The sequence below is a fragment of the Elizabethkingia bruuniana genome (assembly GCF_002024805.1).
GTDB lineage: Bacteria > Bacteroidota > Bacteroidia > Flavobacteriales > Weeksellaceae > Elizabethkingia > Elizabethkingia bruuniana.
Genome location: NZ_CP014337.1, coordinates 767,768 through 788,320 on the forward strand (window position 1 = coordinate 767,768; position 20,553 = coordinate 788,320).

At 36.6% G+C, this 20,553-nt stretch carries 18 protein-coding genes and 1 riboswitch; of the genes, 9 read left to right on the plus strand and 9 right to left on the minus strand.

Translation table 11 applies throughout. The annotated features are described in order from the left end of the window. The first annotated feature begins 213 nt into the window (after positions 1-213). Positions 214-2,229, plus strand: a complete 2,016-nt coding sequence (locus AYC65_RS03720; RefSeq protein ID WP_034869688.1) for a BCCT family transporter — start codon at positions 214-216, stop codon at positions 2,227-2,229. Between the two features lie 73 nt (positions 2,230-2,302). Here the strand turns inward: AYC65_RS03720 and AYC65_RS03725 are convergent, their stop codons facing one another. Continuing rightward, positions 2,303-3,451: an acyltransferase family protein gene (locus AYC65_RS03725; RefSeq protein ID WP_034869686.1), complete on the minus strand. Its 1,149-nt coding sequence runs from the start codon at positions 3,449-3,451 to the stop codon at positions 2,303-2,305. Between the two features lie 336 nt (positions 3,452-3,787). Here AYC65_RS03725 and AYC65_RS03730 point away from each other — a divergent pair, with 336 nt between their 5' ends. The 5 genes from AYC65_RS03730 (at position 3,788) to AYC65_RS03750 (ending at position 6,395) form a co-directional block, all read left to right on the plus strand. Next, a complete protein-coding gene (locus AYC65_RS03730) occupies positions 3,788-4,207 on the plus strand; it encodes an SRPBCC family protein (RefSeq protein WP_034869685.1) in 420 nt (139 codons plus the stop codon). Beyond that, a complete protein-coding gene (locus AYC65_RS03735) occupies positions 4,204-4,629 on the plus strand; it encodes an EVE domain-containing protein (RefSeq protein WP_034869684.1) in 426 nt (141 codons plus the stop codon). The genes AYC65_RS03730 and AYC65_RS03735 overlap by 4 nt, the downstream gene beginning before the upstream one ends. Further along, a complete protein-coding gene (locus AYC65_RS03740) occupies positions 4,619-5,083 on the plus strand; it encodes a MarR family winged helix-turn-helix transcriptional regulator (protein WP_034869683.1) in 465 nt (154 codons plus the stop codon). The genes AYC65_RS03735 and AYC65_RS03740 overlap by 11 nt, the downstream gene beginning before the upstream one ends. 7 nt (positions 5,084-5,090) lie before the next feature. Next, positions 5,091-5,738 (plus strand): hypothetical protein, encoded by a 648-nt coding sequence (locus AYC65_RS03745; protein WP_034869682.1) that lies wholly within the window; start codon positions 5,091-5,093, stop codon positions 5,736-5,738. A gap of 63 nt (positions 5,739-5,801) precedes the next feature. Continuing rightward, entirely contained in the window at positions 5,802-6,395 is a 594-nt protein-coding gene (locus AYC65_RS03750) for an HD domain-containing protein (protein WP_034869681.1), read from the plus strand. Between the two features lie 186 nt (positions 6,396-6,581). Here the strand turns inward: AYC65_RS03750 and AYC65_RS03755 are convergent, their stop codons facing one another. The 7 genes from AYC65_RS03755 to AYC65_RS03785 form a co-directional block, all read right to left on the minus strand. Then, a complete protein-coding gene (locus AYC65_RS03755) occupies positions 6,582-7,916 on the minus strand; it encodes a GH1 family beta-glucosidase (protein ID WP_034869680.1) in 1,335 nt (444 codons plus the stop codon). Positions 7,917-8,184: 268 nt separating this feature from the next. Next, positions 8,185-8,622 (minus strand): low affinity iron permease family protein, encoded by a 438-nt coding sequence (locus AYC65_RS03760; protein WP_034869679.1) that lies wholly within the window; start codon positions 8,620-8,622, stop codon positions 8,185-8,187. Between the two features lie 82 nt (positions 8,623-8,704). Then, positions 8,705-9,214 carry a hypothetical protein gene (locus tag AYC65_RS03765; RefSeq protein WP_034869678.1) on the minus strand — a complete coding sequence of 170 codons (510 nt, stop codon included), beginning with the start codon at positions 9,212-9,214 and terminating at the stop codon, positions 8,705-8,707. Positions 9,215-9,216: 2 nt separating this feature from the next. Beyond that, a complete protein-coding gene (locus tag AYC65_RS03770) occupies positions 9,217-9,756 on the minus strand; it encodes a hypothetical protein (RefSeq protein ID WP_034869677.1) in 540 nt (179 codons plus the stop codon). After that, the gene (locus tag AYC65_RS03775; protein WP_034869676.1) at positions 9,753-12,512 is read right to left on the minus strand and encodes a COG1470 family protein; all 2,760 of its coding nucleotides are present in this window, start codon (positions 12,510-12,512) and stop codon (positions 9,753-9,755) included. Before AYC65_RS03775 ends, AYC65_RS03770 begins: the two co-directional genes overlap by 4 nt. After that, positions 12,505-13,305: a WxL protein host-binding domain-containing protein gene (locus AYC65_RS03780; protein ID WP_034869675.1), complete on the minus strand. Its 801-nt coding sequence runs from the start codon at positions 13,303-13,305 to the stop codon at positions 12,505-12,507. The genes AYC65_RS03775 and AYC65_RS03780 overlap by 8 nt, the downstream gene beginning before the upstream one ends. 86 nt (positions 13,306-13,391) lie before the next feature. Next, positions 13,392-13,970 (minus strand): hypothetical protein, encoded by a 579-nt coding sequence (locus tag AYC65_RS03785; protein ID WP_034869674.1) that lies wholly within the window; start codon positions 13,968-13,970, stop codon positions 13,392-13,394. 721 nt (positions 13,971-14,691) lie between these two features. Between AYC65_RS03785 and AYC65_RS03790 the strand changes: the two genes are divergently transcribed. Next, complete coding sequence (locus AYC65_RS03790) at positions 14,692-15,489, plus strand: class I SAM-dependent methyltransferase (protein WP_052114674.1); 798 nt, start codon at positions 14,692-14,694, stop codon at positions 15,487-15,489. A gap of 100 nt (positions 15,490-15,589) precedes the next feature. Here the strand turns inward: AYC65_RS03790 and AYC65_RS03795 are convergent, their stop codons facing one another. Next, positions 15,590-18,334, minus strand: a complete 2,745-nt coding sequence (locus AYC65_RS03795; RefSeq protein ID WP_059333834.1) for a TonB-dependent receptor plug domain-containing protein — start codon at positions 18,332-18,334, stop codon at positions 15,590-15,592. A gap of 377 nt (positions 18,335-18,711) precedes the next feature. After that, positions 18,712-18,807, minus strand: a riboswitch (SAM-I-IV-variant riboswitch). A gap of 533 nt (positions 18,808-19,340) precedes the next feature. On the opposite strand from AYC65_RS03795, the gene AYC65_RS03800 reads away from it, so the two are divergent. Beyond that, complete coding sequence (locus AYC65_RS03800) at positions 19,341-19,856, plus strand: methylated-DNA--[protein]-cysteine S-methyltransferase (protein WP_034869673.1); 516 nt, start codon at positions 19,341-19,343, stop codon at positions 19,854-19,856. 10 nt (positions 19,857-19,866) lie between these two features. Beyond that, positions 19,867-20,502 (plus strand): DNA-3-methyladenine glycosylase family protein, encoded by a 636-nt coding sequence (locus AYC65_RS03805; RefSeq protein WP_034869671.1) that lies wholly within the window; start codon positions 19,867-19,869, stop codon positions 20,500-20,502. Positions 20,503-20,553: the final 51 nt, after the last annotated feature.

A 20,553-nucleotide genomic window follows, 5' to 3' on the forward strand; every position in this document is an offset into this window, starting at 1 on the left:
TTATTTGTCCGTATATTTGCAGCGTAATTATAGTCTTTTCTATCACTATTAATTTCCCTTTTTAGCATACAGGTTTTCAGCTTTTACTGCTGTACCGTTTTCTCGTATGTTCCCGGAAATTCCAGAACAAGAGGCTCCATTTTTTTTATATGTTCATGTCTATATTCTGTACGAAGGTATAAGGAATGTACCGGCATTTTAATCAATACAATAATGATGAAATTTTCTAATTTTAAAACAACATTCAGTAAGGGCGTTACAGTCCCCAGTCTAATTTTTATTATTACCGTCTGTGTACTTTCGGCAGTTTTCCCAAAACTTACGGAAGGCCTCCTGAACAATGTAAAAGAATTTATTTTTGTTAAACTCAATTGGATATATGTATGGTCGGTGACCATATTTGTTCTTTTTCTTATCTACCTTATGTTCAGTAAGTATGGAAATATCCGGCTGGGCAGGAATGATAGTAAACCCAAATACTCCTTTTTCTCATGGATTTCCATGCTGTTTGCAGCAGGAATGGGGATTGGGTTGATGTACTTTAGTGTTGCTGAACCTATGCAGCATTATTCCAACGATGTATTTACCGGAAACAACCACATCAACAGAGCAAAAAATGCACAGTTGTATACCTTCTTCCATTGGGGGGTTCATGCATGGGCTATTTATGGAGTTGTAGGTCTGGCTTTATCATATTTTGCTTACCGTTACAGATTACCTCTTTCTCTGCGAAGCTGCTTTTATCCGTTACTGAAAGATAAAATAAACGGTCGATGGGGAAATGCTATTGATGTTTTTGCCCTTTGCAGTACCTTCTTTGGTATTACCACAACATTAGGATTCGGAGTGGTGCAGATTAATTCGGGTTTGCAGACATTGCATATTGTACCGGAGAATAGTTTTGTTTATCAGGTTATTATTGTAAGTGTATTGGTAACTCTTTCTATTATCTCTGCGGTTACAGGAGTAGACAAAGGCGTGAAATTGCTGAGTAATATTAATGTAATCAGTGTAATTGTACTATTGGTTTTTGTACTGGCTTTAGGGCCGACAGTCTATCTGATCGGTAGTTTTACAGAGGGACTGGGTAATTATATCAATAACTTCTTTAACCTTACGTTCGGAACTCATGTTTATGAAGAGGAGACCCTGCCGTGGTTCTACAATTGGACAATTTTATATTGGGCATGGTGGATTTCGTGGTCCCCGTATGTAGGACTATTTATTGCTAAAATATCGAAAGGGAGAACCATCAGAGAATTTATTGCAGCAGTACTGATTCTGCCAACCTTATTTAATTTTATCTGGATGTCTGTTTTTGGGAACAGTGCGATCTGGATAGACCTTCATACTGCTGGTGGAGCGCTTAGCCAACTGGCTGGTGATCCGGATGCATTAATGTTCAGGTTTCTGGAGTATATGCCATTCTCTTCCATTGTAAGTTTCTTTGTAATATTAATTATTCTTATCTTTTTTGTGACCTCTGCAGATTCAGGAATGTTTGTGATGAACAGCATTGCAACGAAAAATGCAAAGGTTTCTCCAAAATGGCAAACCGTATTCTGGGGAGTATTGCTCGCAGTATTGGCTTTATTATTACTCAATGCAGGTGGGTTGAAAGCCTTGCAGAGTATGACACTGATCACAGCACTGCCTTTTTCCATTATCATTATATTGTTTATCGTCAGCCTGATGAAAGCACTTATCATCGACAAAAATTATTATGAACGCGACTTCTCTGCATCTACAGCTCCGTGGTCAGGAGAATATTGGAAGGAACGATTGAAACAGATTATCTCGCTAGACGATCGCCAGTCAATAGACCATTTTATAAATACAACCGTTAAAACGGCGTTTACAGAATTGCAGGCCGAGTTTGCTGAAAACGGAACGGAGGCAAAGATCAATACTTATGAGAATCCTACACGAATTGAAATAGAAATTCAGTATGATCTGGTAAATAACTTTTTATATGGGGTGAGAAACCAGTCCAGAACAGTATCTGCTTATTTATTAAACGAAGATAATTTACCCGATGCAGATGATAACCAGGCGCATTTTCCGGGATCTTATTTCGGTGATGCCCGTGAAGGTTATGATGTAAGGCTCTTTACCAAAAACGAACTGATATCCGATGTGCTGAAGCATTATGAACGTTTTATAGAGATTATCTCCGAAGAACGAAACGAAATGTTTATAAGCAGTAATGCAAACAAGAGAATGAAATAGAAGATACTCTATACAACTAAAGACAGCAGGCCTTTTAAGCCTGCTGTTTTTATATAATCTTAGTTTCTAATCACTAATTTTTTATGCTGCTTTTAGGCTTTAATAATTTTGCAGTCAGGTATTTTCTTACCGGTATATCATAAAATTTCAGACACAGATAAGCCAATACAATACTGCCTATAACTACTGCTGCTGCTCCGGGAAAAGACTGCTGAAATGTAAGGCTGCCATTTTTCACCCATGCATAATACAGATAAATAAAAGGGTAGTGTACCATATACAGTGGGTAGGACAGGTCTCCGAGAAACTTACAAATACGGTTTGTCAATTGGTTGGTACTTTTTTCTGATGCTCCAAACCATACCAAAAGCGGGAAAAAAATAACACAGCATACTGTATCATATAAGCCATTCATCCAAAGATGTTCCGCGCCGCCTATACGAGGGATAGCCAAAAGCGTAACGAGAATTAAACTGCATATCCAGAAAGCCCCTTTTATTTTCATCGGTTTGAAAATACGGAAGAGAAGCAGACCTGCAGAGAATGAAAACATAAAGCGCAGAAAACCTGCTGTAAATTCAGTTCCGGTCAATGAGAACCCTGCACAGATATCACCATAAGGTCCAAATATCGCAAAAGCTCCTAAACCTAGTCCGGCAGCGATAACCAAAGCTAAAAGTGCTTTTGTAGAAAACCTGCGGATAATCAGTGCATAAAGAATACTGCCAATATATTCAAAGAATAAAGACCAGCTCGGGCCATTTAGCGGGAACATCTCGCCCAAGCCACGGACTTCAGTTCCTGGTGTTGCCGGAATTAAAAGAGCATTGAGAAGCGTTGCTCCAAACAATGATATAGCAGATACTTTCGATACATCCCATACGGCACAAACCTGAGTGTAAAATAAAATACCACCAATTAAAGCCCCCATTACTACCATTGGATGCAAACGTATAATTCTGCGTTTAATAAAATCTTTAGTCGTCATTGTTCCCCAACGGTCGCTGTATGCATATCCCATTACAAATCCCGAAAGGATAAAGAAAAAGTCGACAGCCAGATAACCATGATTAATACGCTGGTCTAAGTGACTTGTTGCAAAAGCTTCAAAAATATGAAAACATACTACGGTAATAGCTGCAACTCCACGCAAACCATCAAGAATATTATAATGAGGTTTGGTGTCTGCAAAAGCAGCTGTAGGGGATTGAGTGTTTAACATGAAATAAGTTTTGGTTATTAGTTTTCTTTACTTCTTAAAGGTTGAATATTTGAGAACAATAACAAAATAAACAACCATTTAACTGAAAAGATGAGCAATATATAAATAAAAGGCTGAATTTAAAAACAAGTGAAAACTAAAGTTACATCGAAACGTATTGAATAAGAGAATTGTCCGGTGACAAAGATTTTTTATTTTTTTGCTTCAAAAAGCTTGTTTTTTAACCTTCAGTTGACATTCAAATAAGATAGGTTCTTTTAAATAAACAGAATGAAATAAAATAATTCTACTTATTATATGTATACTTATTATATTTGTGTTTTTAAAATATATAATATGTGGCAAAAATCTTATTCAGTAATTACAAAAGAGGTAACAAAAGAGCAAATCTGGAAATTAACAACCGACATTGATAATTGGAAAAATTGGGATAGCTCGGTGGAGGATTCAAAACTTTTAGGTGATTTCAAAGTGGGCAGTTTCTTCATGCTAAAACCAAAAGGTGGGCCGAAAGTAAAAATTAAACTTATTGAAATTGAACCTTACAAAAAATTTACAGATTTAACGAAATTTCCATTCGCAAAGATGTACGGGGAACATCTTTATGAGGAGACGAAAGACGGACTGAAAATAACTATAACAATGACTGTAGAAGGGATACTAGGCTTTATATGGGTGAAATTGGTAGCAAAAGACATTGTAGATAATCTGGCGGATGATATTTCTAACCAAATAAAAAATGCTAATAAATTATGACACGGTTTTGGGTAGCTTCTATATCAAAAGAACATACTATGCGCGGCATAAACGGGAATTTTATTCAGGTGTGTCATGGTAAAAAAGCACCATTGAAACGAATGAGTAAAGGAGATATGATTCTTATTTATTCTTCTAAAATCACATTAGACGGAAATGAGAAGTGTCAAAAATTCACTGCAATAGGAAAAGTGGCTGATGATGAAATTTATTCGTTTCAAATGTCAGAAAATTTTGTTCCGTTCAGAAGAAAAATAAAATTTTATGCATGTGAAGAATATTCGATTCTTCCTTTAATTGCTGAACTTGATTTTATTGAGAATAAAAAAATGTGGGGCTATCCTTTTCGTTACGGATTTTTTGAAATCAATAAAAAAGATTATAATTTAATCGCATCGAAAATGATTACAAATGAAAAATAAAGATAATACGTTTAGCGTCGAGCGACCCGAAGACAGCACAGGCTTTCTGCTATGGCAGGTCACTAACTTGTGGCAGCGGGAAATAAAAAAGGCATTAGAAAAATATGAGCTAACACATGCCCAATTTGTATTACTGGCAAGTACACATTGGCTTACATTGCAAAACCAGGATGTTACACAGATTTTACTTTCTAATCATACCAAAATAGATCCTATGACTACTTCTACTGTTTTAAGAACTCTACAGACAAAAGGATTTATCAGACGAGCAGAACACCGAACAGATACCAGAGCCAAAACTGTTGAATTAACAGTAGCAGGACTGAAGAATATAAAGCAGGCGGTTGTTGCGGTTGAAGAATTTGATAAACAATTTTTTGGCTTACTTGATGGAAAAGCCAATGATTTTAACAGCAAATTAATAGCATTGCTGGGAAATAAAAATAATATATAGATATAGCATGTCATTACAGGCAAATAATATAGAGAAGAAATTTAAAACTCCTCTGGGTATTATTCGTGTCGGAATTATCAGTGCTGGGATCAAAAATGCTTTAGAAGTCAAGAAATATGATAATGGAAATTCTGAGATTATTAATACTAATGGACATAAAATTGAACTGGTTTCATTCAAAGTAAGAATCCCGCTCTATAATGGTGATTCCCTTACCGATAGTTCTGGCTGGATTTTTAGAATTGAAAAAATAACCGAAGCTAATGATGAAACTGAAATATATTGCCTGCTTGATAAAATCAGTGATGAAGTATCTTTTGATTCAGCATCGGGAGAGTCTCTGGATGCAGTACAGGCAGAAAGCAATGAATGGATTTTACACATCGGAACAGAAGATGGCGAAACTTTAAATTTAAGAGCCGAAAATGACGACTGGTTTCCTCCTGGACTAAAAAATAGTGTTGGCCTTCATCAGTCAATAACAGAAATGAAACAAAATGGATTTATCACAAAGATTCCCAATTTGAATAAAGGTGAAAAATTACATGTCCAATATGTGACAGCTTATGATAGAAATGATAAACAAAAAGTAAATACATGGCTGGCTGTAGATGAATCCAAAAGGAACCTGGAAAACTGGATAGGTATATGGTAGGTAGTCTGAATGCATAAAATGTTATCTTTGTATGACACAGAATATAAATACTCCCAATTATACATGCTTCACGATACACTGCTCAAACAAATAGATTTTATTAAAGAGATCGACAAGCTCAAATACATTCAGCGCAGAACAAAACTGTTCAATAGCGATCGTAATGAAAATGATGCCGAACATAGCTGGCATTTGGCCATGATGGCGGTTGTATTAGCTGAACATGCTAATGAACCGGTAGATATACTGAAAGTTATCAAGATGGTTCTGATTCATGATATTGTAGAGATAGATGCTGGTGATACCTTTATCTACGATACACAGAAGAACCACAGCAATACTGATGAGGAAAGATTGGCAGCTCAGCGCATATTTGGTTTGTTACCAGATGAGCAGGCGAAGGAACTAATTGCAATATGGGAAGAGTTTGAAGCTGGAGAAACAGCTGAAGCAAAATTTGCCAGAGCGATGGACAGATTAGAACCTCTGCTTCAAAACACCTCCAATAATGGTGGCACATGGAATACACCGGGAGTAAATTATACCAAAGTATATGCTAAAAAAATTGCCATTAAAGACGGAGCCGAAAATATATGGGAATATGCTGAAGGGCTTATCAACGACAGTGTAGAGAAAGGGATTTTAAAGAAGGAGTAATACCAAATTGATTAGCCTTTTTCAACTCAGATTTACAATAAGTAAGTTCGTTATATCATATCGTCTGTCTGATCTGTTTTTGGGACAAAAACACTATTGTCAGTCAGATTGGGAAATGTAAATTAACAATGTCTCGATTATTTTTCCTTTGGAAAAGCTTTACATAACATTATTACTATGTCCCTGTTATTTAATAAAATCGGCATACCAGTGTCCAGATGCTTTTACGGTGCGCTGCTGGGTCTGAAAGTCTACATGTACCAAGCCAAATCTCGGATGATAACCTTCCGCCCATTCAAAATTATCAAGGAAAGTCCACACAAAATAACCGTTTACATTCACGCCTTCCTGTTTTGCACGTAGTACCTGCTGTAATATATTTTGTATGTACTGCAGTCTTTTAGGGTCGTGTACCACATTATTTTGTAATGTATCCGAAAAGGCAGCACCATTTTCGGTAATAATTAAAGGCGGTATATTTTCGTAAGCCTGAAATTTTTTTAGGATATGATAAATAGATTCCGGATATACTTCCCATTCCATAGCTGTCATTTCTACTTTTCGGTCCTTGGCATTTACAATTTTTGCCTGCAGAAATGGAACGAACATAGCATAGCGGATAATCTCGCGGGTATAATTCTGTATACCAATAAAATCCATATCGAATTTCAGATCCTGCTCATCATTTTGTTTGATGTATTTTTCTATCCTTCTCAGGGTCTTGATTTCATTCACCGGATACCCCATGCCCAATAAAGGTTCTATAAATAATCGGTTAAGCAAGAGGTCTGCTTTTTTAGCAGCTTTAATATCTTTTTCCCGGTTTGTATACGGTTCTACATGTGAACAGGAAAAAGTAGTGCCTACATTGCTTTCGGGCTGTAATGCTTTTATAACTCTTGCTCCGTGGGCTTGTGCCAGAGCTGCATGATGTGCAGCAGCAAGAAAGCCTTCTATACTTTTTCTGCCGGGGGCATGTACCCCAAAGAAATAACCTGCAGCGCTAAATACTGTAGGTTCATTTAATACCATCCAGTTTTTCACACGATCTCCAAAACTCTTTACACAAATGGCAACATAGTCACCAAACCAGTCTTTAACGTCTCTGTTGGTCCAGCCACCTTTGATTTCAAGGCTATGAGGTAAATCCCAATGGTATAATGTAATCCAAGGCGTGATTCCAAGTTCCAGAGAAAGATCAATAAGCTTGTTGTAAAAATCAATTCCGGACTGATTGATCCGGCCTGTACCTTCTGGCAGAATCCGGCTCCATGAAACAGAAAATCTGTAATTGCGAATGTTCATGCTGTGCATGAGGTGCAGATCGTCTATATAGCGGTTGTAATGATCACAGGCGATATTGCCTGTATGATTGCGGAATATTTTATTTCTTTTTTGCACAAATGTATCCCATACAGAAGGGCCTTTGCCATCCAGATTATGTGCTCCTTCTATTTGATATGCTGCAGTAGATACTCCCCAAATAAAATCTTTGCCAAAGGCTTCCTTTGTCAATAACATCTATTCGGAGTGGTTTAATAACAACATCTGCATTCCTTTCATTCAGCTGTTTAGTTTTTATGAAACTTCAGCGGAGAATAAAACGAACTAAACTGCGTTAAAAACAGGCGGAAGAATAGTCTTTGGAAGAAATGTACAATAGTTTTCATCGTGTTAATGTATTTGGTTACAATACTATATTCACTTTCTACTATAAAATTACATCGTTTTAACTTCCTGTATATTAAGGGAATATTAAATTTTGGAATAAGGTGAGATAAAATAACAATTAGCTATGCTGCTTCTTTATATGGTTTTTGTTTGCAGCATCTATGGAATGAGACTGATGGATATTGATCTCATTTTTGGTCATTTGTGCCAATGTTACAAAATACTGGTGCAGCTGGTCGAGTTCTTTTTCTGTAAGGTCTTCAATATCTACCATACGGTTGCTGGCGTCCTTACTTGCTGCGATCAACTCATTTAGTTTAAGCTGAATGGCTTTACTGTCTTTATTTTGTGACTTCTGAATCAGGAAAACCATTAAAAAGGTTATAATAGTTGTTCCGGTATTGATAATCAGCTGCCAGGTTTCTGAGTAATTAAAAAAAGGACCACTCAGAAGCCAGACGATAACAATAGCCAATGCTATTGTAAAAGCAGAAGAACTGCCTGTAAAGCTGGTTGCTCTATTGGCGAATGTTTCGAAAAAAGCCTTGAATTTCATGAGAGATAGAGATTATTCGTTCAACAAAAATATAATTGCAATATACTTTAAAATCAGGTGTTTAATATTCATTAGCTTTAATTTATGGGGAACCTATTGTAAAAAGTATTTTAGCTTTATAAGCCGCAGCAGGAACGGTAACCGATACACCAGTTAGTCTTAATTGTAAGCCAATGTCATTGAAAGAAGTTAGGGCAAGTAACGTACCCACTTTAAAAAACTGAACATCAGTCAGAGCTAAAGGGATATACTCCGTACCACCTGTTAAAGAACACAGTACACAGAGAGAAGTTCCATTATTTAACCTTTTTACGGCAAGACCTAGTGAATTATCCCATGTTGGATCTTTCATGTAGCGTACCGTTACTGTTGCTGCGCCTAATAAAGCTGGCATTGAAACTGTTAATGTCATTTGGTAAGGAGCCGTTGCTGATGTCTCATAAGTTCCTGTATAGTTGGTTCCGGCTTCGGTAATTGTAGGAGCTAGTGTCCAATCTGTACCATATGCAATGACACTCTGTGCGTTATACAAACTTCCGGTTATTATTAAAATAAGGCTGTATAGATATTTTATAGGAATGTATGCTCTCATTTTTATTCTGTAATGGTATAAGTAATAACAATAGTATTGTTGTTCTGTGCCTGAATATTTCCGTAAGTGTTTGTTGCTAGCGAAATTGTTAATTGGTGGCCATTGTTAACTCCATCTCCGGTATAGGCTCCACCAATTCCGCTAATAATAGTCTGGGGAGTAGTACTTAGTGTAATTTGCCCGGTGGATGTTCCTAAGGTGCCACCACCTACACCGGTTGCCGCTGCTGCTCGTAGTCTGATATCTACCCCCGGAACAAGATTGCTGACAGATGCTGTTACCTTTCTGCTAACTCCGCCAATAGCTATTGCTGAGGTATAATTAATCCATTTTGTAGTATTAGCAGTCGGACTGGTTAAAGGTCTTCCGGCTTCTGTTGGTGCTATAAAACTTAAAGAAATGCCCCCGGCAGGTTCTATATCCAGTAAAGTCACAATAGGCAATGTTATTGATATTTCTTTGCTTGATGAAAGCTGTGAGTATACATTACAAGACAGGAGTGTAAGGATAATGGCTGCTATATAGTTGATTGATCTTTTCATTTTGTTTTTTTTCTTTCATTGTATTCTACTTTTATTGCTTCCTGCTGAAACTTTACTTCTGCCTGATGTTTTACAATATAAATGTCGATGCTTTTGCTTTCATAAGCCTTTAGTATAAATTTAAAGTTATCTGTGGCAATCTTATATCGCTTGTCCATTCCATTCCTATAGAGCTTAACTGTCCATTCACCTGGTCGCAGATAAGTGAAATCGAAATCTTCATTTATACTGCATATTTTCCGATAGGTTTGCTCGCCGTTAGAAACTTCTATTACAATACTTTCTTTCTTGTTTTTCTCTTGTGAATATTGAGATAGTGTAGCTTCCGGCTGGTCGGTATTGCCTTGTTCGCTCAATCGGATATGACCTTTTATATTGGCAGCTCCGGTTAATCCAAAATTGAATACATTTTGCTTATTGACAAGTGATATCTGAACCGGAAGATTTATATTGGAGATATCATTCATTTCTGTAGTAGAGCGGTCAATTTCCAGATAATAATCTCCGGGAACTACATTCTTGAAAGTGAAGTTTCCATTAATATCTGTTACTGATAACTGGTTGCCTAATAATAGCCGGATGCCATCCGTTTTTTTTACACCCATATTACTAATGTTGCCCGTAAGGCTGGTGTATTCTGCAATCTTTTGCACAGGAAGGTTCATCCGCATAGTATAACGTAAAGAGAAAATGAAATCTTTATCGCCTAACTCTCCACGTTGTAAGGCATAACGTCCGGAAATATCAAACTCATGGTTGCGTGCAATCCGTTGATGAAAAAGCAATTCGAAAAGGTTACGGTCTTTGTAATACTCTTCCGGGATATAGTTGTTCTGATAAAAAATACTCAACGAATTATATTGTGAAAGCCGGCTGGAGACTCTTGCCCCGTAATAAATTTGTTTTTGGTCTTTTTCTTGGTAACGGGAAGTTGTTCCATAGCTCCCGAACAGGTTAAAAGTAGTTTTGAATTTGTCGAAACTAACATTGGCCATGTAAAAATTGGAATTACCTGTGAAGCCTGTAAGGTAGTTATCTGTTTTACCGAACTGACCTTCCATATTCAGGTTAAAAATGCCTATTTTCTGGTTTATACTAACTTTAAAGAACTTTTCGTTATAATTGAATTGTTGGGTTTTCAGCCGGTCTTCATAGGTCTGAAAACCATTATTGAATGCAATATTGCCACTTTTCATATACTTGAAATTAATTCCATATTGGAAAAACTTTCGGTAAGGAGCTGCCAGTAGTAGTGTGTCTCGCTGAAAATTCTTAGCATCCTGCATGTAATTAGCAAAAACATTAAGTCTTTTGGTAATTCTATACTGTATATTTGCATTAATGGAATTGGTATTATTGAAATAGCCAGCAAACTGAGGACTGGATTTCATATATAATATATTACCATTTACCTTTTCATAATAAGCCTGTGCTTGCAGCATATAAGCAGTACCATTCGTTTTATGGGTTTCACTATAAGCAGCTTCTGCCTGAACTTCAATATTTTTAAAAGGTTTTAATTTGGTAATCAGATAGGGGAGATGTGCATTGGAATCCAGATAGGTACTGCTTAAATAGTCATTATGGTTATCGGCTTGTGGTTTTTTATACAGATATCCGGCCGTAATTTCGTTTCCTTTCCCCAGTCTGAATGTAGAATACAGATTGAATTCGTCCTTTATGTCCCGGAAGAATCTTGGATGATTGTAGAAACCACCCAGAGAAACTTTTTTGAAATCATAACGCAGTTCTGCGCCACGGCCATAACGGGCATACTCTGTAAGAAATGAAGAAGAAAAAGTCTTGTCACCTAAATGGACAAACAGATTTTGGCTTTTATAATTAACAAAGTATTCTTCATATTTGGTGAAGGCACTAAACTCAACCGGGTTTGGACTCACTGCCCGAAACTCCAGCATATCTTTATGTTCTTTACTCAGGCTGCCTTTTCCATAAAGCTCCCCTTGAAAGCCGTTCTCATAAATACCCCTGTTGCGCATTCCAATAAAAGAGACAGAAGCTGATATTGGAAATCTATAATAGATGTCTTCTTCAATTGGTTTTACAGCAATGATTCTTACACTGGTATAAGCGGTAAGCTTTTCTTTCGAATAACCAGAAGCTTGTGCTGATAAACTAAGATTCTGATAATCATTTCGTCCTAACTCAGAATCTGTATTCTGAGTTATACTAATCACTTTGTTTTCTCCCGGTGCTAGAGAGAATGATGATTCTTTATCTATAGAAGAACTAGGACTGCTTTCTAATTTTAGGGCCTCGGTTGTATTTCCATTATTTTTTAGCAAGAAAGAAGCTGTGATGGGTTCCCCCGCTCTTACAAACTCCGGAGTATTAAGTACAGTAAGAGATAAACTGCGTGTGCTGGAAATGTTAACTTCTACAGATTGGGTGAATTTGTTTTCTGGATTTTTTTCAATTCCTTGTAGAAATATATGATAAGAGCCCCGCGAGGCTTCGGTAGCAATTCGTATAGGGACTATATAGAGCGCTTTCTCACGTGCCGGGATTTTCAATTCGGTTTTAGTTATAATCGGAGTGATAAGCTGGGTAGATGTGCTGACCTGCAGGCTGTACACTTTATCTTCAGTAGTATTGTTTTCTATAATAAAAGATACAGAAGTGGCCGTTCCCGGCACTAAACTATCTTTTTTACTAATAGATTGCTGTGGTTGGAGCTGTGAATAAATAAGTGCCGGAAATAGGATGATAAGATATAGAATAAGGTTTTTAATCATTCTTTATTTCTAATTCTACATTAAGAGCGAAGGCATTTTCGTTCTCATCTGTCGCAATAATTACAGCTTTATATTTATCGGGGGGGATTTTACTAATATCTATATAAAAAGATTTGGAAGAGTCTGGTAACAAACCCATAGGCATGCTGGTAAGATTATTGATCTTTTGTCCATTTTTAATACTGTATATTTCTGCTGATAGAGTGGGCTTACAATAAACAGATCCTTTGTTCGCTATGGCTATTTTTAGCATTCGTTTGCCTTCAACATTATCTACTTTTACACCTTCAAATTTAAGATCGGGTTTTGTATTTTCTGTTTTATAATCTGTAATTACCTGTATTGCATAGCGAACTACAGAAGTAATGCTTACGCCTATTTTTTTATCGCTGGGTTTTATATCATCCACAGGCTCTACAATAAGTACGCTCCAATAGCTGCCAGCCTGAGTTATTTTATCCGGAACGACAATCTCGTAAAATACCTCAGTTTTTTCTTTAGCCTTCAGGGTTAACAGATTGGTGTTTAGTTTTATCCAGTCTGCATTAGTTTTGGTATTGGTTAGCGGAATTGTATAGTTCACACTGCCATCAGATTTATAGCTGAAATCTTGCAGATATATTTTTACATTTTGTGAAGTGCTACCGGTATTTTCTATAGCTATTTTTCCCTTATAAACATGACCGTTCTCTACTTTATAATTATGAGTGAGACCATTTAGGACTACTATACTTGCGTGTAAAGGCCCGAATTGCATAATAAATGCAACAATATATAGAATACGCTTAAGCATACACTGGATATTAAATTAATAACATAAGAATTTAAGAAGAAACTGCGTGTGCGGCTTCTTCTTCTAAAAAAACAGATATTCAGATTTTAGTTGTCTGAAATGGTATAAGTCACAGTAGCTGTTGCTGTTGCTGTAGCATCTAGATCGCTATAAGACGCTACAGAACCAGCTGCACTACCATAATTAAGTGCATAAGTAAGATTATGTCCATTATTGGCTCCATCACCTGTATAAGCACTTCCGATTCCCGTTATAATAGTTTGGTCGGCGGCACTTAATATAAGCTGAGCAGAAGGAGTCCCCAGGGTTCCACCACCAGAACCGGTAGCTGCTGCTGCAGTAACTTTAATATCTACACCCGGTACTAGGGCCGTTAGTTTTACTGTAACATTCCGGGTAGTATCCGCCTGAGATTTTATAGACGAATAATTTAACCAAAGTGTGCTATTGGGAGTCGGTGCGGTAAGAGGTTGTCCTGCTTCAGTCGGCGCAGTAAATGCCAATGTAAGGTTTTTGCTGGCTGCCGGCTCTATATCTACTAAAGCAACTTTTGGAATTGTTATTGCGATAGAGTGACTATCAAAATTTTTATCCTGAGCTTTCACATTTGCAGATACAGCAATAAGCACAATGGATAATGCCAATGGATAATTTAATTTTTTCATATTGTTTGTATTTGATTGTATTGTGAAGTGAATATAATTAAATTTTCATTAATAATTATTTTTTTTTGAATTATATATTTATTTTTTGCTTTATGTATTATTTTATACTGTTGTAGTAATGTATTATGAGTGAAAATATATCAATTATTTTTTTATTGAAAATTAACCAGCTGTATTCTATATAACCGTTTATATCGGTGATTATAAAGGATTGTGGCGATATATGAAGTGCAATTTCTGATTTAATATTAAGAAAGAAAACTTCCCTAAAACAATGGTGCAGAGTAGTTATATTGGAAATTATTCCTAATATTGCAGTGTAGTCCTGGCCATAAAACAGACTTTTCATCTGCCGGAAATACACCTAAAAAGAATCTTAATACTAAAAAGACCCATAAGACATGCTAATTTAATCTCAATTGACTAAAGTTTAGAAGAAAGTTTACTGTTAATCAGAATGTTTAACAGAGGCATGGCTTAAATATATAGTAATTGTGGTATTCGTCTCATGGATATGTTTTTATCTCCGGGTTTATATATAATCTCAGATTTTTAGAAGAGCAATATTTTGTGAGCAGATGTGGGATCAGCTTATACCAATTCTGAAGTATTCTCTTAATAGAATTCACTTTCAGCATTTATCTCTGATAAATGTTTATTTCATATAGCTAAGCTTTGCATTATTATAAATAATTAAGTTCAATTTTAATCGTAAAGCATAATGATAAGTCATAAAAATAATCAATCAGGTAAAGAATATAATCAGAAAGTATGGGATCATTTATCCAATCTGGATTGTGAATGGTCGAGACCCGTAAGTTCCGAAATTATTAATACAGCCCGTTATGGGGAGTGGGAGGTACGTTTAACTCATGATCCGTTACCCAAAGGCTGGCTGGACGATGTAAAGGGAATGAAGATTTTGTGTCTGGCATCTGCCGGGGGACAACAGGCGCCAGTTCTTGCAGCTGCCGGGGCTAAAGTTACAGTCTTTGATATTTCTGAAAATCAATTAGAAAAAGACCGTTTGGTTGCAGAGCGTGATCATCTTGATTTGGAAATTATACAAGGTGATATGCGGAATCTGAGTGTATTTGAAGATGAAACCTTCGATTGTATTTTTCATCCGATATCCAATCTGTATATTCCGGATGTACAACCTGTATGGGATGAATGTTTCCGTGTACTGAAACCCGGAGGAAAATTACTCAGTAGTTTCTATAATCCGGTTCTGTTTGTTGCTGATCGTAATCCGGAATACAGAAAACAGGGAATTATAAAGCCCCGTTATAAAATTCCTTTTTCAGATTTAACAGATATTGATGAAGAGGCTCTGCAAGCTAAGAAAGAAAAGAATGAGGCTTTAACTTTTGGGCATAGTCTGTCCCAGTTGATAGGAGGGCAGTTACAGTCCGGATTTCTGATTAAAGGTTTTCATGAATCTTCTGCTCCGGTTTCAAGGTTTCTCATAGAAGAATATGTACCGGGCTTTATAGCAACTTGGTCAGTAAAACTGTAAGTTTATGTCTTGCGAAGTATATAACATCATAGGTTTTAAAACCTATGATGTTTTTATTAATACCTGTTTAGATTGAGTTCCGGATATAGCTTTACGCTCACTAAAAATCAAAATTGATACGGGCAAATAGATAACGCCCGCCAATACCAAACTGAGAGACCTGTCTGGAAGTAAGAAACTGATTTCCGGCAGTAAGACTATTAATGTTGGGATTTTGTGTAGGCTGTACATTGAAAATATTATTGGCACCTACTGTTAACAAAATATTTTTGTTGAATTGATATCCGGCAGACAGGTCTGTCACAAGCTTGCCACCCAATATTACGTGCTCATTAGGCTCTGTTACTCCATCCAGGTTTGCATCTACAATATTGGCATCGGTAACCTTACCAAAATAAGCATTTCGTACATAGAAATTAAACTTGTTGATTTTTAAATTATGACCAAGAATAGCTTTGAAACGGGGAACAGCTTCTTCAAAATATATTCTGTTTTCCTCAGAAAAATAGCTGTTTATCTGGCCCTGCAGCTGTTCGGATGCTTTGATAGCACCTACTTTTCTGGTTTGATTAAGATTAATCCCCAGATTATTTTCTAAAGAGATTCCGGGTGCAAATCGGGAACGCTGAGATACTGTTATGTCTATTCCCTTAGTTTCTGTATCGATGGCATTAGCAAAAAAGTTTGCAGCTTCAGCACCTACGGAATCAAATATCTGCTGCAAATTTCTCTCCGGAGTTCCGTCAGCAAAATTTCCTTGAGGTCTTGTGAATAAATCTGTCAGAACTGCGCGATTATCAATTCGGGTGAAATAGGCATCTACTGTAAATAAAAGGTTTATAGAAGGTATTTTCCAGTTAAATCCGGTACTTACAGACTTAGAGGTTTCCTGTTTCAGCTGGGGGATTCCCAGTTGTCTCGCAGCATCGGAGTCATTGCGGAAGGTTCCTACCTGAGTAGTTTTTCCGCCATTGATAAGAGTGGAAGTAGAACTGTAGTATAACTGTGCCAGCGAAGGAGCCCGGAATCCTGTAGATCCGGCAAGGCGCCAGTTAAACGTTGGAGATATCCGGATATTGGAAGCTAGTTTGTAATTGAATGTTGAGCCAAAGTCTGTATAGTTTTCATAGCGAAGTGCTCCTTCCAGGAAGAGCCAATCTGTTGCTTCCAATTCAGCATCAAGATAAGCTGCTACACTATTTCTTCCCTTGGAAACTTCATTTTCAGGACGATATCCCGGAAAAACCTGCGCACCGCCGGGACGTGCAGTGCCAAAAAAATCTGTAGGAATATCTTTTACTGCTGTTCTTTCAGTAACCGGGTTTCCAAATATGTCATATTGTTGATACGAATTTGCTTTCCCCGGAGTGATACTGTATTTCTCGTGTCGATACTCGCCACCGAAGGCTAAGTTTAATCCTTTTAACACATCAAATTTTTTCTGAAAGTCCAGATTTAATGTATTTTGAAGAAAGCCTAGACTTCCTGCTTCAAAATAAGTTGGTGAATTTTGCAGTAAAGAAGCATTAAGAGTATTGGCAACTCCAAATTTAAAATTGTTTTGACCATAAGTATTACTCAGGTTAATGTTCCAGTCGTTCCATTTACCTTTAACACCTGCTGCAAGAGAATAATCATAAATAGTAGATTCTATCTGAGGTAAAAAACCATTAGGATATAGGCCTGTAACTGCTCTCGGATTGTTTGGGAAGCGATAGAAGCCTCCTGCATTTCCATTTCTCAGGCTATAGCCACCAAAGGAGAATACTTTCCATTGATCACTGATCGGAACTTCTGTATTGAAATAGAGCTGTGCACTTTTCAATCGTGATTGACCGATTCTCATGTTAAAGTCACTTCTTTCAAGACCACGATAAGCGAGTTCCTGAGTAGTGTAATCTTTAGATAATAACTGTTGAAGTGCAGGTATGCTGCTGGCATTCTGAATAGCTTGTTTTTCTCCTGCAGAGAAATAATCGACCTTATTACTGTATTGATGGATATAATTAATAATCTGGTTTGTATTCGGTGTATTGTTGATGTTTTTGTACAGACCGTCTATATTAATATTGTCCTGTGCAGCGCGATAAGATATAGCGTTGTATCCGTTAAAAAGATCAGCTTGTTGCTCTCCGGCTCTTGAATAAGGATCGCGGTATTGCAAGGATGAGGTAAAATTGATAAAGCCTTTCTTACCAATTCTGGTACCGTAGTTAAGGTCTAATCCTATATTTTCGCCATCCACGCCACCGGTATGATTATTGGTAACGGAAGATGCATACCCGCCAAGATATACCTGTCCCGAGAAGCCTAAGCGTTTTTTCAATTCAAGGTTTATAACACCAGCTATTGCGTCGGAGCCATATTGAGCGGAAGCACCGTCTCTCAGGACTTCAATTCTTTCCAAAGCAAAAGCAGGAATTGCATTCAGGTCAGTGCCTACAGATCCTCTTCCGGGAGTTAGGGTTACATTGACCAGAGATGACTGATGTCTTCTTTTTCCATTAAGGAGAACCAGCACCTGATCAGGTCCCAATCCACGGATTTGTGCAGGATCTACAAAGTCTGTTCCATCGTTTACAGTATGAGAGGTAGAAGTAAATGAAGGGACAATAAAATTAAGTGTGCTGGATATCGAATTTTGTGGTACTTCTTTCAAAGTTTTAGACAGTTCAATAATATCTACAGGTACCGGAGAGTTTACGATTGTACGACTGGAACTCCGGGTTCCCAGGAGTACAACTTCGTTTAATGTTTTGGCTTTTTGTAAACTGTCTTGCGCATAGTAAATGGCCGATACAGAGGTTAATGAAGCAATAATAGTTTTATGTAATAGTCGTTTCATAAGGTTGATATTGATTAAGAGCTCCCGATATTTCAGAGCCGTTTTGGATTGATAATTAATAGTAATGAAAGCTAACAGATTTATTAGCCCCATCATCATGAGAAACAAGATAGATTTCCTGTAAGGGTGATTTGTAGCTTTGTATTTATAAGCAACAGCACATACTGTGCATCATTCCTTTTGTTTTAATCAATCGGAGAATAGTAATAGTGCTTAAAAGCAGAGTAACTGGTGTGAGGAAAATACAAGAATAATAGGGTGCTATAAAAGCGCCTAAAAGTATTAACTCGGTAAACGGAATAAGTAATCGGAAATTTCTTTTTTGATATTTCATTAATGTGTTTTATTTAACACAAGAACTCAACAAAATGAAAATAGAATACAACATTTTTTCCGAAATATCGGCTTATCTATTTCAGCACCTTGCTTGTTGTTGCAGGTTGCTACTTCTCTTGAAGTTCTTGATAATTATGGTGCAAATATATTTCTTTTTTTGAAATAAAAATGCATCATGGAAATAAAATTATACCTTTTTGATAGGATTTATTTTGTTTTCAACTGTTAGGCTTGGCTATCAGTACTTTTATGTACCATATTAATGAAAATATTGTTGAAGAGGAGTATAGAAATCATTAAGATTTACAATGATTTATTCACATGCATCAGGATGAAGATTAAATATCTTATGACACACTTTCAGTATATTATAAACAATCAGAAACGCGAGTATTTTAAAAATATTTTGTCCTTTTGGTATCATATCTAAATATTTGGTTGGTGTTCTAGACAGGATGGCTCCTGTTTCTAAATAAGATGCTAATAATGGAAAAAGGTTGCGTTCTTTAGAATAATAAAAATACTGTTGAGGTTGTAGTAAATAAGCAACATGGAAGCTGTTTTAGAAACTGCAAAAAGTTTAATAAATTTGAATCAGGCTTAATATATTGAATTTATTGCATATGCAGTGTGAATAGATAGAACTGAATTCGCGGGCAAATCATAAAAAATGGAAGACAATCAGAAATTAGCATACAAGGATATGCCTTCACCACTTGGGATAATCAGGCTTATCGCTTCAGATATAGGCCTTACAGCTATATTATGGGAAGGGGAGGACTATAAACGGACAAAATTATCTGCTCCGGAAAGAGATGATCAAAATCCTATACTTCTGAAAACTGAGCAACAATTAACCGAATATTTTGCAAGGGCCAGGACTGTTTTTGATATCCCGCTTGATTTTTCGGGCACCGAATTTCAGAAAAAAGTATGGAAAGCTTTATTGGACGTTCCTTTTGGTACTACCACAACCTATGGTGAGTTGGCAAAGATATTAGGAGACATCAGAGCTGTAAGAGCGGTAGGTGGGGCATTAAATAAAAATCCTATTTCTATTATTGTTCCTTGTCACAGAATAGTTGGAGCTTCCGGTAATATGGTTGGTTTTGCCGGAGGTATCGCCAATAAAACTATTTTATTAAATCTGGAAAATAAATACACAATACCTTCTCTTTTCGATTAATAAATGTACAATGAATACATCTTCTACTTTTACTTCTGAAAACTTCCGGATAATTTGTGATGAGCTGGCTAATAATGATAATCATTTGAAAGATATTGTGGATGCATATGGCTATCCGCCAATGTGGACAAGGGATAATAGTTTTGAAACTTTTGTTCATATCATTTTAGAACAGCAGGTTTCTTTAGCATCAGCATTGGCTACTTTGAATAAACTAAGAGAAAAGCTTATAGATATTTCTCCCGAAAAGATTCTTACACTTACTGATGAAGAAATGAAAGCCTGTTTTGTAAGCCGGCAGAAATCCACTTACATTAGAGGATTGGCCCGGGCTCTTATAAATGAAGAGGTAAGACTGCATGAACTTGAAAAAATAACAAATGAGGAAATACGGGATCAGCTTATTAAACTCAAAGGTATCGGAAATTGGACAATAGATGTTTACCTCATGTTTGTATTGCAGCGCACAGACCTTTTTCCTATTGCTGATCTGGCAGCGGTAAATGCACTAAAACGTCTAAAGAAGCTCGAATCTTCTGTTACAAGAGAAGAAATAATAAGTATTAGTGAAAACTGGAAACCTTACCGTACTATAGCTACAATGATGCTTTGGCATTACTATTTGTCCAGTGCAAGAAATAAGTAATATGGGTTTGTAATAGGTTGGACAGAAAATAGACTAGTGAAAATTGCAAGA